Source organism: Thalassospira australica, from assembly GCF_000763295.1.
Taxonomy (GTDB): Bacteria; Pseudomonadota; Alphaproteobacteria; order Rhodospirillales; family Thalassospiraceae; genus Thalassospira; species Thalassospira australica.
Map to the genome: position 1 here is coordinate 32386 of NZ_JRJE01000004.1, position 12797 is coordinate 45182.

Consider the following 12797-nt stretch of genomic DNA (forward strand, 5'->3'; position numbering starts at 1 on the left):
TACTTCCCGTTATTCGTCGCTGTCTGCGTCATCAGATGACGGCGCATCGGATGCATCTTCAGCAGATGCCTCCGCTACGGTTTCAGCGCCATCATTGGTACCTTCGGCACCCTCGACCACACCTTCTTCGCCCTCGATGAGTTCATCTTCTTCGTCGCCAAGGTTTGACAGACGTTCCACTGCAACGACTTCTTCGTCCTTGGCAGTACGGAACAGGGTCACACCCTGTGTCTTACGACCGGCAATACGGATATCGTGGGTCGGCATGCGGATGACCTTGCCACCATTGGTGACCATCATCAGCTCATCGCCCTCTTCAATCACGAACGATGCTGCGACATTACCGTTACGCTCGGACATCTCGATATTGGCAAAGCCCTGACCGCCACGGCCCGTTACACGGTATTCATAGGCAGACGTGCGTTTGCCATACCCGTTTTCCGTGACCGACAGGATCAACTGATCGCCATCATAGATTTCCTGATAACGCTCGGCTGACAGCACCTCAAGCGGCAGATTGTCTTCGGTGATTTCCTCGCGGCGCAATTTACCTGCAATCGACAGGTATTCGTCGCGTTCTTCCATGGTAACATGGTTGCCAAACAGCACCGACATGGCGATGACTTCGTCCTGATCGGCCAGACGAATGCCACGCACACCAACCGAATTACGGCCGGTGAAGACGCGAACGTCGGTCACACGGAAACGAATGCATTTACCCAGACGGGTCGTCAGCAGAATGTCGTCATCATCGGTACAGGTCTGAACCGCAATCAGCTTGTCGCCACGTTCTTCTTCGAGCTTCATGGCAATCTTGCCGTTCGATTTCACATTCACGAAATCAGCAAGACTGTTACGGCGTACATTCCCGGTCGAGGTCGCAAACATCACATGCAGGTTTGGCCATTCTTCCTCATCAGGAAGCGGCAGGACCGTGGTGATATATTCGCCCTCGGACAGCGGCAGCAAGTTCACAAGCGCCTTGCCGCGTGATTGCGGGGTTCCCATCGGCAGACGCCAGACCTTCATCTTGTAGACCATCCCCTCGGAGCTGAAGAACAGAACCGGTGTATGGGTATTGGCCACGAACAGCTTGGAAACGAAATCTTCCTCGCGGGTGGCCATGCCTGAACGGCCTTTGCCACCGCGACGCTGTGCGCGATAGGTCGACAGCGGCACACGCTGAATATAGCCGCTGTGCGACACGGTCACGACCATGTCTTCACGGGCAATCAGGTCTTCGATGTCATGTTCGAATTCGGCTTCGAGAATTTCACTACGACGTTCGTTCGCGAACTCGTTGCGCATCTCGGTCAGTTCGTCCTTGAGAATCGTAAGCTTGCGTTCCCGCGAGCCAAGAATATCAAGGAAGTCTTTGATCTTCTCACCCAATTCGGTCAATTCGCCCGCGATCTTGTCGCGTTCGAGACCGGTCAGGCGATGTAGACGCAGCTCAAGGATCGCACGGGCCTGTGCTTCGGACAGGCGATACATACCATCACTGGACCCGATCTGGTTCGGATCGGCAATCAGTTCAATCAGCGGAACAATATCGCCCGCCGCCCAATCACGTGCCATCAGTTGTTCACGTGCCACAACCGGATCGGCCGCATTACGGATCAGCTTGATGACTTCATCAATGTTTGAAACCGCAATACCAAGACCGACCACGACATGGGCACGATCACGTGCCTTTTTCAGAAGGTGGATGGTCCGGCGCGTGATGACTTCTTCGCGGAATTCGACAAAGGCCTGAATGATGTCTTTGAGGTTCATCAGTTCCGGCTTGCCCCGGTTAAGGGCCAGCATATTCACACCAAACGAGGTCTGAAGTGCGGTAAAGCGGAACAGCTGATTAAGGACAACATCCGAATTGGCATCACGTTTCAGTTCGATCACCATGCGCACGCCTGAACGGTCAGACTCGTCACGCAGATCGGAAATGCCTTCGAGTTTCTTTTCACGGACCAGATCGGCGATCTTTTCCATCAGGGTCGCCTTGTTCACCTGATAGGGAACTTCGGTGACGATGATGGCTTCACGATTGGCACGGATTTCTTCGACATGGGTGCGTGCCCGCATGACAACCGACCCACGGCCGGTCTTGAATGCCGAATGGATGCCCGAACGGCCAAGAATAAGCGCCCCGGTCGGGAAATCCGGACCGTGGACAAATTCCATCAGACCTTCGATGGTAATATCGGGATCATCGACGTAGGCCATGCAGCCATTGATGACTTCGCCAAGGTTATGCGGCGGAATATTGGTCGCCATACCAACGGCAATACCACCGGCCCCATTGACCAGCATGTTGGGAAAACGTGCCGGGATAACAGACGGTTCCTTGGTGGTTTCGTCATAGTTATCGCGAAAATCAATCGTATCCTTGTCGATATCATCAAGCAGGAAGTGTGCTGCCTTGGCCATGCGGGCTTCGGTGTAACGCATGGCAGCGGCTTTATCGCCATCCATGGACCCGAAGTTGCCCTGACCATCAATCAGCGGCAGGCGCATGGAGAAATTCTGCGCCATACGAACCATCGCGTCGTAAATCGCGCTGTCGCCATGGGGGTGATATTTACCCATTACATCCCCGACCACACGGGCCGATTTACGGAACGGCTTGTTATAATCGAAACCGTTCTCGTGCATGGCGTACAGAATACGACGATGCACCGGCTTCAGGCCGTCGCGGACGTCAGGCAGTGCGCGGCTAACGATCACGCTCATTGCGTAATCAAGGTAGCTCCGGCGCATTTCTTGTTCGATGGAAACCGGGAAAATATCGCGGCTCTCGGGATTGGTCTCTTCGGTGGACAAAGGCCGTGACCTCTTAAACGCTTGATCAGAAATGATTCAATCGGCGTGACATGCACCCAGTTTCAGGTTCATGCCGGACCAGAAAGGCGGAAAGTATCAGGTTTGTTGCCCACAAACAATATTGACAAATCCTATCCGTCACAGTTGGGCAATAAAGTTCGGTTTTTTACGCAAATTCAGGGCCTTCAAAGGCATCAAACCCTGTGTGGATCAACGGCCTTTTCCCCGTTTTCGTTGCTTTCGGGGACTTCCATCACCGATGCCATCGGGTCTGACTTTGCACCATCGCCCTTAACCGGGCCGGATTTACGGCCAAAACGCATTTGTGACGCGGCAATCCCGCCCAGAATAATTGCCAGCGCGACAAGCGCATTTGGCTGGGGAACTTCGCCCAATACAATGAAACTGATCAAAACACCGACCGCCGGCACAAGGTAATTGTTAAACACAAGGAAGCTTGCCCCGGCCACCGCAATCAGTTGCAGGATCAGGAACATGGCAATCCCGGTCGGGAACATGCCAAGATACATGATTGCAAGCGCGCCTTGAAAATCCCAGGCCATGTTCCACGGTTGATCAAGAATCAGGGTAAAGGGCATCAACATCAGGGCGGCAAAGGTCAGGATCACTGCGGTCGATCCGATGCGCGGCTGATCGCGCAGGTTACGCGCCACCAGCGATGAAATCGCATAGCCCACCGCAGCAACCAGAATGGCAAGCTGGAACAAAAATTCCCCACCCAGCCCCGATAGTGTTTCCGGCCCGACCAGAACAATCACGCCGATGGTGCCCAAAACAACACCGATCACCTTGCCCAGTGACAGTTTTTCATCATCGGTGAAGAAATGCGCGAGAACCACTGTGGTCAGCGGCACGGTCGACATCAGGATCGCGGCCAACCCGGCATCAACGCGGGTTTCGCCATAGCTGATCAAAAAGAACGGAATGGCATTGCCGATAAGTGCCACCAAAAAGGTTGATGCCCATGCCCGTTTGCCCTTGGGCATGTCGGACTTGCGGATCAGGGCAAAGCACCAAAGAACAAGGGCGGCAAAGCTTAAACGCCCGCAGGCAACAACCAGGGGGGAATAGGCATGCACACTGATCTTGATGAAGGTGAATGAACTTCCCCACATCAGGGCCAGCAACAGCAGCAGTACATATTCGCGCATTCCCGGACGTGTCATCTTGCAAGCCTATTTTTGCCATACTTGTCTGGTCTTATCACAGGGTCGAAGCCTGACCGGAACCAAACCGGGTCACAGCGTTAAAACCGATCCAAACTTTAATCAAGAAAATACAACTCACAGGAGTTTAGCCCGGAATTCGGCAAGAAAAACCCGACAAAAGCAGTTTGCGAAAATTTCGCACAAATCGCTTGTTTGAAGACAGATCAAAGCGTTTTGGGGATTAAATTGAGAAAAGATATCATTCGAACATGATAATTGTTGCGAATGAATTGCAATTGCATTACATTCAGCACAACAAAAAGATTCGGGATACGAGATGATGAGATATGTTGATCAGGAATTGACGGTCGAAGACATGCTTGCCGACCCGATCGTTCAGACATTAATGCGCTATGATGGCGTTTCTGCCAGTGACGTCCGTCACACCATTGATCAGGCAAGCCTGAATCGTGATGGCGATGCCCCCGAGGCAATGGCATCCGTTTCACCAAAATCGCAAAAAGTCCCCGTTGCCAAATCACAGACCGGTGCCCCCCGCCCGGTGCGCTCCGGAATACGCAATACCGCGGCCTGATTGCTCTGAACGCAACGCAGTTCTGTAAATCTGCGCGCCAATCGTCCCTGCTGTGATTGGCGCTATAACCAGCTTCTCAATCCGGCCCGCCAACAGATCGGACCGATTGGCCCGGACAATTTCCCGCAATTGGCCCTTACGGTGGTCTATCTGGCCTTTTAGGGTATCGGCAATCCCCGCGCGCTCCTTGCGCCACCCAAGTTTGCCCTGCCAAAAAGGATGTAATGATGCCCGATGAGTCCACAGAAATTCGCCCGATAACGGCCCCGGACTTCGATGCATGGCTGCCGCTTTGGCGCGGCTATCAAACCTTTTACAAGGTCGATATTCCCGACGATGTCAGCAAGCAAACCTGGCAACGCTTCCTTGACGCCAATGAACCGATGCATGCGGCCCTTGCCTGGCAAGACGGCAAAGCCATTGGCATGGTTCACTGGATTTATCATCGCTCCTGCTGGACATCTGGCGATTACTGCTATTTGCAGGATCTTTATGTTGATGAAAAGCTGCGCGGCACGGGTGCTGGCCGCAAGCTGATCGAACATGTTTATGATGATGCAGGCAAAACCGGCGCTGCCCGTGTCTATTGGCTGATCCAGGATGACAACTTTACCGCCATGAAGCTTTATGACCGTATCGCTGACAAGTCCGGCTTCATTCAGTATCGCAAGATGCTCTAGATCAGATTGCGGTGCTGAAATGCTTAGCGCCGCACATCATTCAGCGCCCAGTCATAGTGATACTCATCAACCTCAAACGCAGTAACAGCTGACAACGTGGCTGAAAGCCAAGGCCCGGCAAACTGCGCAAGATGGTCGATGAAATCAGCATCACTCTTGCCAAAATCATCGCGATACCAGTCATACAGGCTTGAAAGCACAAACGCGCCGTCTTCGGCCTGAGTCACCGCCCGCGGATGATTGATGAAGCCGCGTGCTGCCGGATCAAGCTGCGCCTCCAGCTTGTCGGCTTCATAGGCCTCTGGCGCCAGTGCCGGACAGCCAATCGAGAATTCTAGTACAGTGGTACTGTACAAACTCGGACTTTCCGGTTCTCCTCATCATCCACATCATTAAATGGTCTGGTTGCAACCGAAATAGCCATGAGAGGTAAATCTGTTGGCGGCTTCCGTTCGCGCAGTGCATCGAGCAAAGCCTCTTGAACTGTGTAGGCGCGCATTTGGGCAAGTATGTAGTTCGAACCAAATTCTTTCTTGCCCTCCTCTGATAGTGCACGTTTGTCTGCAGCACCAACAAATAGAAGCATTGATAAACGGTTCGCGCTAAGACTGAACTTCGAAGCTGCGGAGACTACACTATTCTGTATTGCATCTGTAACTTTAACACTTTCGTCCTCAAATGCAGGCGTAACTAGCACAGTCTCGTCCCCGTCATGACCGTTTTAACTAGCGGAGTTTGGCCTCACAAACTTAACAGGCACCCCCGGAAACAAGTCATCCCTGACCCTTTCTTGCCCAACATCAATTAGAATGTCTTCCAGCGCTCTCTTAACGATCCCAGCAACCACTTCCTGCTCTGCTTCATCAAGCCTTACCATTACTTCTATTGAAGTAGGAATTGAGAACGAGAAAGAGCCTACAGTAAATTTTTCGAAAAAGGTGGAAGAAAACAAAGTGATACCTCCCACGCTTACAGAAATTACTCCTCGAATAATCTGATAAAATGGACCACGCTGGACAGAAGGCGTTCCAGCAAATTCTGTCGATACTTTATTTTCACGTGTGAATGAACTTATTATCGATGGCCAAATTGCAAAAACAATAGCACCGACAATTATCGCCAAGGGAAAAGTGATAATAAATGCGAATGGCGATAAATCTATTTCTTCTCTGTCTTCACTGAACTGCAGCTCTCCGCCAGGTGAACTTGGCGAGATAGCACTCGTTAAACCTTGCAGTTCTTCTGAATTGCGCTGAATGCTCCTCGAGTTTTCCTGAATAGTTTTAGCAAGACGCTCCGACCCATTCACTACAATTTCCGCTGCATCAATGAGCTCAGGGTAATCAGGCGCAATAACCGGTAAATCCGCACCCCGCCATGAGGAAAGAATAGCTTCGGTAAGCGCAGTAAGGTGTGTCGAGTTATCGTCAACCTTGTCAGAACTCTCCCGAACAAGCTTACTTAGATTATCAGTCTTTTGAATAAAGTCGTCTGCAGCATTTACCAGCTCTTTGTTTTCTGTAACTGATTTGATGCTTGCTTGGATGGAGTTAACTTGCCAAAGGACCGTTGAGAGCAGAAAAAAGGCAGCAAATGAGAAGCAGATCGTTGCCCACAAAAAATAGGCTTTTCTGTTTTTCCCCAACAACCAACCACGAAGACCAACTACGGACGTACTCCCTCTAGCTTTGATCACCAACCACAGGAAAAGAACCGCCACGAAGCCAAAAAATGCGCTAAGCCAATACAAAAGAAAGAGAAAACTGTTTTCCATTGATACCACCACACGCCGCGTTACATACCCCTACCCCCAATTAAAACAATACAACCGAGATTAATCTACCGAAAGTTGATTTAGAGCCCAATCATATTCATAATTGGCAACGTCAAGCTCCCGGGCATCACCCAAAATGGCCATCAGTTTCGCCCCGGCAAACTGCGCAAGATGGTCGATGAAATCAGCATCACTCTTGCCAAAATCATCGCGATACCAGTCATACAGGCTCGAAAGCACAAACGCGCCGTCTTCGGCCTGTGTCACCGCACGCGGATGATTGATGAAGCCGCGCGCCGCCTGATCAAGCTGCGCCTCCAGCTTGTCGGCTTCGTAGGCCTCTGGCGCCAGTGCCGGACAGCCAATCGACGCACAATTAACCACATAATGAATGCGCGGATCGCGCCAGATCGGGCGCAAGATGCGATGTTCGATATCATCAAGGCTAAGCGTCCGGCCCTCAACCGTGATCAGCTTCTTGCCCCACGGACCGGACGAAAACAGGCCGGGTGAAATATCGATATCGCGAATGCTCTCGACCGGATAATGATCCAGCACCACCTTGACGGTCAGCGCATTATAAAGGTTCACCCAATATGCAAATTGCTGATCGCGATTAAGGTTACTCACTGCCAACATGCTCATGGCATCGACATAGCCCGCAACCTGCGCATGGGCCTCACGCCGGGCTGTCTCGTAATCAAACACGGTTTCGCCGGGTGCAATCACGGTTACATAGCGATCCAGAATATCCTGCCACGCCCCGTGATCGATTACCTGTGTGCTACTTGGATCATGGGCTTGCCAATCCGGCCACAGATCGGCCTTGGGCGCAGCATGAGCAAGACCGGGCAAGATCAGGACATATAAAACAACAAGCAACAGGCGCATGGCAGGCCTTTTCTCAGATTTTCAAAATGATCGTAACGCCACTTGTCATACCCAAAGTCCGGCACCCCGTCACCTCAAAGCCCCGTGAAGTCACGACGCAGTTTATATAAACCCGAAGTTGAGCTATAATGCCCCCATGATACAGGCAGGTGCCATACAGGTTATCCCCGGAAGTGGCGGGCAACTTGGTCAGATCATTGCCACACGCGCCCTGCCCGGCTCCGGGAGCCAACCGCCGACCACCGGGTCGGGCGGACAGGCTGCGTCTGCGCCGCAAACACTTCCTGCCGCTGTGGCACTGGTCCCGCTTTCAAGCACCATCGCCGCGACCCAGGCGCCTGCAAGCACGCCCACGTCGCGCAACACAGGGACAAGCGATGCGGCACCGACCGCATCGCCAACAGGATCGCCATCGCCTGCCCCGACCCAAACCGCACCGGTCAACAGCGCGGCATCGGTGGTTACGATCATCCAGCAGCTTGATCCGCGCGACATTGATGACGGTGTCCCCGAAGACCCCGACATCCAAAGCCCGACACAGCGTCAGCAACAGGAACGCGAAGCAACACCGGAAAACGCCCGCCAGCCGACATCCAACCCGGCCCTCCTGACCGCATCAGAACGCGAAATCGTGCAGGAACTGCGCGCCCGTGATGCCACGGTCCGCACAGAGGAAGAAAGCCATCAGACCCTTGCCGGTGCCAATGCCGGCATGATCAGCTATAGCTATACCGCAGGCCCCGACGGGCGGCTTTATGCCACCGGCGGCAAGGTCAGCATCCACCCCCTTCAGGGCCTTGAAGGTGTGGCCGCGATTGCCAATCAGGCGGCCATTTCCCGCGCGGCATCCGTGCCGGGAAGCTCGGCGGCTGATTTCAATGTCGCCAAGGGGGCGTCGATGAACATCTCGACAATGCTGGCATCTCAGGCCAGTGCCGCAGCCGAAAGCTATCGCATGACGCTTGGCCTGAATGCCGCGCCGGGCAAAGTGGATCTCAGCGGCTAACAACCAACCCTCACCACCCTGTCATTCCCGCTAAGGCGGAAATCCAGCACGTCGCCCAAAGCAACCAGAGGTCCCAGCGGCCCCAGATTCCTGCCCGCCGCTGCGCGCCGTCCGGGATGACGGGTTTTGGGCGTAATCAAGACCAACGCCCCACCGACGCGACACCGTCATTCCCGCGAAGGCGGGAATCTCGCACCACATCGCGCTGCAGCCCCAAAACAAAAAAACGGCCCCGTCGGAGCCGCTTTTATCTGTCTGGGTCAGATGCAATCTCAGGCGTAATGCCAGAACACATCAAAGCCCGGATTAAACACCGTCACCGGGCCTTCATTGGTTTCGATCTTCTCGGCAAACCTGGCGGGTTCGCTGCGTTTTTCCAGCGTGATCTGATCACCATTGATCGGCAGACCATAGAATTGCGGCCCATGCAGCGAGGCAAAGCCTTCAAGCTGATCAAGCGCGCCTTCTTCCTCAAACACGTGGGCCAGAAGCTGCACGGTGTTGTTGGCGGTAAAGATACCGGCACAGCCACATGGGCTTTCCTTGCGCTCATCAGTATGCGGTGCTGAATCAGTACCAAGGAAGAAACGCGTATCCCCCGATGTTGCCGCAGCACGCAGGGCCAAGCGGTGCTTTTCACGCTTGGCAACCGGCAGGCAATAGAAATGCGGATGAATACCGCCGACCAGAATGGCATTGCGGTTAATGATCAGATGGTGCGTCGTGATCGTCGCACCCAAATTCTTGTCATTGGCTTTGACATACTCGACACCGTCTTCGGTCGTGATGTGCTCCATCACCACGCGCAGTTCCGGCAAACGCTTGCGCAGCGGATCAAGAACCCGGTCGATAAACACCGCTTCACGGTCAAAGATATCAATTTCCGGATCAGTGACTTCACCATGCACACACAACGGAATGCCAAGTTCTGCCATGCGTTCAAGGGCGGGCATCGCATTATCGAAATTGCGAACACCACTGTCCGAATTCGTGGTCGCCCCGGCGGGATAAAGCTTCAAAGCCGTGATCACACCCGCCTTATAGCCTTCCTCGATATCAACAGGATTGCTGCCCTCGGTCAGATACAGCGTCATAAGCGGCGTGAAATCGTGGCCCGACGGGATGGCGGCCGTAATCCGGTCACGATAGGCCACCGCATCGGCGGTCTTGACCACCGGCGGCACCAGATTGGGCATGATGATCGCACGGGCAAAATGCTCGGACGTCTCGCCAATCACACCTTTAAGCATCTCGCCATCACGCAAATGCAAATGCCAGTCATCGGGACGGCGAAGGGTAATGCGATTGGTCGACATAGGGCGATCTCCTGGCAAGCAATGAACCCGTTTGGGAAATATGGAGCGTTACCTAGCAGATTGGTGCGGGATTGGGAATGTGAAACTCCCGAGTTCGAATTGCTTTGCTTCTTCACAGCAAATGCTGCGCAACCGTCGGTATAACGCCTATTTTTTTTCAAACAAAACGAGGAATGACAATGACGCCTTATACAATTCGTTGCACCGACGGCTTTAATATCACCATCTTTCTTGACGATAGCGAGAAGGATACCCTCCCAACCCTTCAGGTAGACCAAGTCATGATCCTAGAAAACGGCGGAACGATTACGCTGCAGGACGAGGGAGAGTACTACTACAAGAAAGATGGAAAGAACTGGTTCTTTGCGCAGGACGTAATGTTCGAGGCTCTCGGCCTCTGATCGCGGCTCAACCAAACGTGCCAAAAAATTGAAAAAAGGTCAGGTAGATATGCCTGGCCTTTTTGCACGCTCTTTGTCGCTATTGTCAGGCCAGTGAAAGCACCGCCCCCTCAAGCAGATCCATCAAATCCCCGAAATATCCCCCTGACCGTGCGGGAGAGGTCGGGTCTGAGGTGATGGCCACCGCCAGATCCTTTTCCGGATGTGCCGCAATGATCTGGCCGCCATAGCCGCGTGCGATAATGAAGCCGCTGCGGCTCAGGAACCAACCGTAGCCATAATCAAGACCGGAATAAGGTGATCGGGTGCGGGCCTGGGTTGACTGGTCTATCCAGTTGGTCGGAATGATCTGATCGCCATCAAACCGGCCCTGGTCCCGCATGAGGGCCGCGATGCGCAACATTCCGCGCGGTGTCAGCGCCATCTGGTTCCCGCCGAAATAATAGCCTTGCGGATCCTGTGTCCAAGCCGGGATTTCAATGCCAAGCGGCTGACCAAGAACAGCGCGCGCCTGCTCAAGCAGGCTTTTTCCTGTCGCTACCGTAAGCACGGCACCAAGGATATGCGTGGTGCCGGTCGAATAGATCATACGCCCGCCGGGTGTTGCTACCATGGGGCGGCGCAGTGCAAAGGAAACCCAGTTCTCGGACGTGACCCATGCGCCGTAATTGCGCCCTGATGTGCTTTCAAGCCCGGCCCTGAGCGTTACCAGATCTTCGATGGTGAGGTCTTCCACACCGGGGGTGGCATCCGTTGGAATGAGAGACGGCGCTATTTCACCGATGGTGGCTTTGATTGAGGGGATCGCCCCTTTCGCGATTGCATTACCCGTCAGAAGGCCGATGATGCTTTTCGAACAGGACTTGATGTTCGCAACCCGATCCAAACCTGGCCCGCGTGGTGCTTCAGCGACGATGACCTCGTCACCGCGCTGTACCAGGATTGCATGCAACTGCGACATGTCCGCAACACGCGACCGGATATCGGACGGCGTTTGCGCAAAGGCCCTGCCCGCAAAGGGCGTGGCCATCGCGCCCAGAAGGGCCCCTGAGAAGGCACGGCGGGTCAGCATTGGAAGGGATCTGAAGACGGGCATATCCATCAGTCCTTGAAGGTCGGGGTCATATAAAACTATACGCAGTCCATGTGACCGCGGACCGCAACGCACAGTTTTCCAGTCAACCGACCCGGAAGTTAACGCGTTCTGTCTTTAATTCCCTTATCAGGAGTTATTTCGTCAGGAATGTGACAGCAAACCACAAACAGACAAGATCGAGCATCAAGAAAAAAGGGGACCGATTTATTTTTCCGAGCAGATTGACTTGAGTTTGGGAATATCAACGAGCCGAAACGTTGCGCGATCACGTGCCCGGCTTGACCAATGCGACCGATCTGTCAAACGCCTGGACAAAATCGCGCAAGGGCGGGATATCCCGGCAAATCAGGGCGATTTCGGAATATCTCAACACCGGAAGTTCAGCCGACACGACCACATTGGTTCCGGTCATTGCAACACGCGTACCATCAGCAACAATGACATCCAGTCGACGATTGGCCAAAAGGTTGACCCCTTGATCAATACTGCGCAATGGGTACCAATCCACCTCACCGGAAAACGGCACATCGGGCTTTGCCATATTGGCTAGCAAACCAATCCTAACGACAGGCAGCCGGTTGAGATCAATCCCTTTATACTTAAACAGTTCGACCTGAAAAATCATGCGACGCTGCGCCTTGAAAGTATTTTCCATGGGCCTTTGTGTTGAAGACAAAACGCAATCGAGCTTTTCCGCGTCAATCAATTCATGCAGCCGATTCTGCGGAATTGTTTCTATTTTGACAGATCGGTTTTGCCCCATAAGCGCGGCCATGAACTCACGTTGATCTTTCTGCGCATGGATCAACCATTTTGGGGAAAATGAAATTGAAGCCCCTACCAAGACGGGGGCGTCATCTGGCATCGTGTCTGCCCGCGCTTCGAAAGAAATCGCAGCAACAAGAACGAATGAAGCCAGCAACCGCTACGGGCCTGAAAAACGTCCACAGGGTAAAATGCGTCGCATGAATACTGTCCAAGGAAAACCAGCCAATCGCGTGCTGGAACCGCATTTACGTACATCGACGCCAGACACGGCTGGTTTATAA

General features: G+C 53.4%; 13 protein-coding genes. 4 read left to right on the plus strand and 9 right to left on the minus strand.

The features are described 5' to 3' along the window. Window positions 1–9: 9 nt before the first annotated feature. The gene (gene gyrA / locus JF44_RS0102925) at window positions 10–2820 is read right to left on the minus strand and encodes a DNA gyrase subunit A (RefSeq protein WP_033067465.1); all 2811 of its coding nucleotides are present in this window, start codon (window positions 2818–2820) and stop codon (window positions 10–12) included. Window positions 2821–3014: 194 nt separating this feature from the next. Next, window positions 3015–4007 carry a DMT family transporter gene (locus JF44_RS0102930; RefSeq protein WP_033067466.1) on the minus strand — a complete coding sequence of 331 codons (993 nt, stop codon included), beginning with the start codon at window positions 4005–4007 and terminating at the stop codon, window positions 3015–3017. A 319-nt stretch (window positions 4008–4326) separates the two neighbouring features. On the opposite strand from JF44_RS0102930, the gene JF44_RS0102935 reads away from it, so the two are divergent. Both JF44_RS0102935 and JF44_RS0102940 read left to right on the plus strand, forming a co-directional pair. Beyond that, the gene (locus JF44_RS0102935) at window positions 4327–4584 is read left to right on the plus strand and encodes a hypothetical protein (RefSeq protein ID WP_156111573.1); all 258 of its coding nucleotides are present in this window, start codon (window positions 4327–4329) and stop codon (window positions 4582–4584) included. 227 nt (window positions 4585–4811) lie between these two features. Continuing rightward, window positions 4812–5264 carry a GNAT family N-acetyltransferase gene (locus tag JF44_RS0102940; RefSeq protein ID WP_202901472.1) on the plus strand — a complete coding sequence of 151 codons (453 nt, stop codon included), beginning with the start codon at window positions 4812–4814 and terminating at the stop codon, window positions 5262–5264. A gap of 23 nt (window positions 5265–5287) precedes the next feature. Here the strand turns inward: JF44_RS0102940 and JF44_RS0102945 are convergent, their stop codons facing one another. The 4 genes from JF44_RS0102945 to JF44_RS0102960 form a co-directional block, all read right to left on the minus strand. Continuing rightward, a complete protein-coding gene (locus JF44_RS0102945) occupies window positions 5288–5620 on the minus strand; it encodes a DUF547 domain-containing protein (RefSeq protein ID WP_052065409.1) in 333 nt (110 codons plus the stop codon). Continuing rightward, a complete protein-coding gene (locus tag JF44_RS0102950; RefSeq protein ID WP_033067469.1) occupies window positions 5599–5850 on the minus strand; it encodes a hypothetical protein in 252 nt (83 codons plus the stop codon). The genes JF44_RS0102945 and JF44_RS0102950 overlap by 22 nt, the downstream gene beginning before the upstream one ends. Before the next feature lie 135 nt (window positions 5851–5985). Continuing rightward, the gene (locus JF44_RS0102955) at window positions 5986–7038 is read right to left on the minus strand and encodes a hypothetical protein (protein WP_033067470.1); all 1053 of its coding nucleotides are present in this window, start codon (window positions 7036–7038) and stop codon (window positions 5986–5988) included. 60 nt (window positions 7039–7098) lie between these two features. Further along, window positions 7099–7929 carry a DUF547 domain-containing protein gene (locus tag JF44_RS0102960; RefSeq protein ID WP_033067471.1) on the minus strand — a complete coding sequence of 277 codons (831 nt, stop codon included), beginning with the start codon at window positions 7927–7929 and terminating at the stop codon, window positions 7099–7101. 136 nt (window positions 7930–8065) lie between these two features. Here JF44_RS0102960 and JF44_RS0102965 point away from each other — a divergent pair, with 136 nt between their 5' ends. Continuing rightward, a complete protein-coding gene (locus JF44_RS0102965; protein WP_033067472.1) occupies window positions 8066–8935 on the plus strand; it encodes a putative metalloprotease CJM1_0395 family protein in 870 nt (289 codons plus the stop codon). Window positions 8936–9207: 272 nt separating this feature from the next. Here the strand turns inward: JF44_RS0102965 and pyrC are convergent, their stop codons facing one another. Continuing rightward, complete coding sequence (gene pyrC / locus JF44_RS0102970) at window positions 9208–10251, minus strand: dihydroorotase (RefSeq protein WP_033067473.1); 1044 nt, start codon at window positions 10249–10251, stop codon at window positions 9208–9210. A 179-nt stretch (window positions 10252–10430) separates the two neighbouring features. Here pyrC and JF44_RS0102975 point away from each other — a divergent pair, with 179 nt between their 5' ends. Further along, window positions 10431–10652, plus strand: coding sequence for a hypothetical protein (locus JF44_RS0102975; RefSeq protein WP_156111575.1), 222 nt, complete (start codon window positions 10431–10433; stop codon window positions 10650–10652). A gap of 85 nt (window positions 10653–10737) precedes the next feature. Here the strand turns inward: JF44_RS0102975 and JF44_RS0102980 are convergent, their stop codons facing one another. Both JF44_RS0102980 and JF44_RS20265 read right to left on the minus strand, forming a co-directional pair. Then, a complete protein-coding gene (locus tag JF44_RS0102980) occupies window positions 10738–11748 on the minus strand; it encodes a serine hydrolase domain-containing protein (RefSeq protein ID WP_238318357.1) in 1011 nt (336 codons plus the stop codon). 265 nt (window positions 11749–12013) lie between these two features. Next, the gene (locus JF44_RS20265) at window positions 12014–12403 is read right to left on the minus strand and encodes a hypothetical protein (protein WP_156111576.1); all 390 of its coding nucleotides are present in this window, start codon (window positions 12401–12403) and stop codon (window positions 12014–12016) included. Between the last annotated feature and the right edge of the window lie 394 nt (window positions 12404–12797).

What these genes read in the sequence shown, in the direction of transcription:
- JF44_RS0102930 (WP_033067466.1), bottom strand. Translation starts at nt 4,007, where the DNA reads ATGACACGTCCGGGAATGCGCGAATATGTACTGCTGCTGTTGCTGGCC.
- JF44_RS0102935 (WP_156111573.1), top strand. Translation starts at nt 4,327, where the DNA reads ATGATGAGATATGTTGATCAGGAATTGACGGTCGAAGACATGCTTGCC.
- JF44_RS0102940 (WP_202901472.1), top strand. Translation starts at nt 4,812, where the DNA reads ATGCCCGATGAGTCCACAGAAATTCGCCCGATAACGGCCCCGGACTTC.
- JF44_RS0102950 (WP_033067469.1), bottom strand. Translation starts at nt 5,850, where the DNA reads ATGCTTCTATTTGTTGGTGCTGCAGACAAACGTGCACTATCAGAGGAG.
- JF44_RS0102955 (WP_033067470.1), bottom strand. Translation starts at nt 7,038, where the DNA reads ATGGAAAACAGTTTTCTCTTTCTTTTGTATTGGCTTAGCGCATTTTTT.
- JF44_RS0102960 (WP_033067471.1), bottom strand. Translation starts at nt 7,929, where the DNA reads ATGCGCCTGTTGCTTGTTGTTTTATATGTCCTGATCTTGCCCGGTCTT.
- JF44_RS0102965 (WP_033067472.1), top strand. Translation starts at nt 8,066, where the DNA reads ATGATACAGGCAGGTGCCATACAGGTTATCCCCGGAAGTGGCGGGCAA.
- pyrC (WP_033067473.1), bottom strand. Translation starts at nt 10,251, where the DNA reads ATGTCGACCAATCGCATTACCCTTCGCCGTCCCGATGACTGGCATTTG.
- JF44_RS0102975 (WP_156111575.1), top strand. Translation starts at nt 10,431, where the DNA reads ATGACGCCTTATACAATTCGTTGCACCGACGGCTTTAATATCACCATC.
- JF44_RS0102980 (WP_238318357.1), bottom strand. Translation starts at nt 11,748, where the DNA reads ATGCCCGTCTTCAGATCCCTTCCAATGCTGACCCGCCGTGCCTTCTCA.
- JF44_RS20265 (WP_156111576.1), bottom strand. Translation starts at nt 12,403, where the DNA reads ATGGAAAATACTTTCAAGGCGCAGCGTCGCATGATTTTTCAGGTCGAA.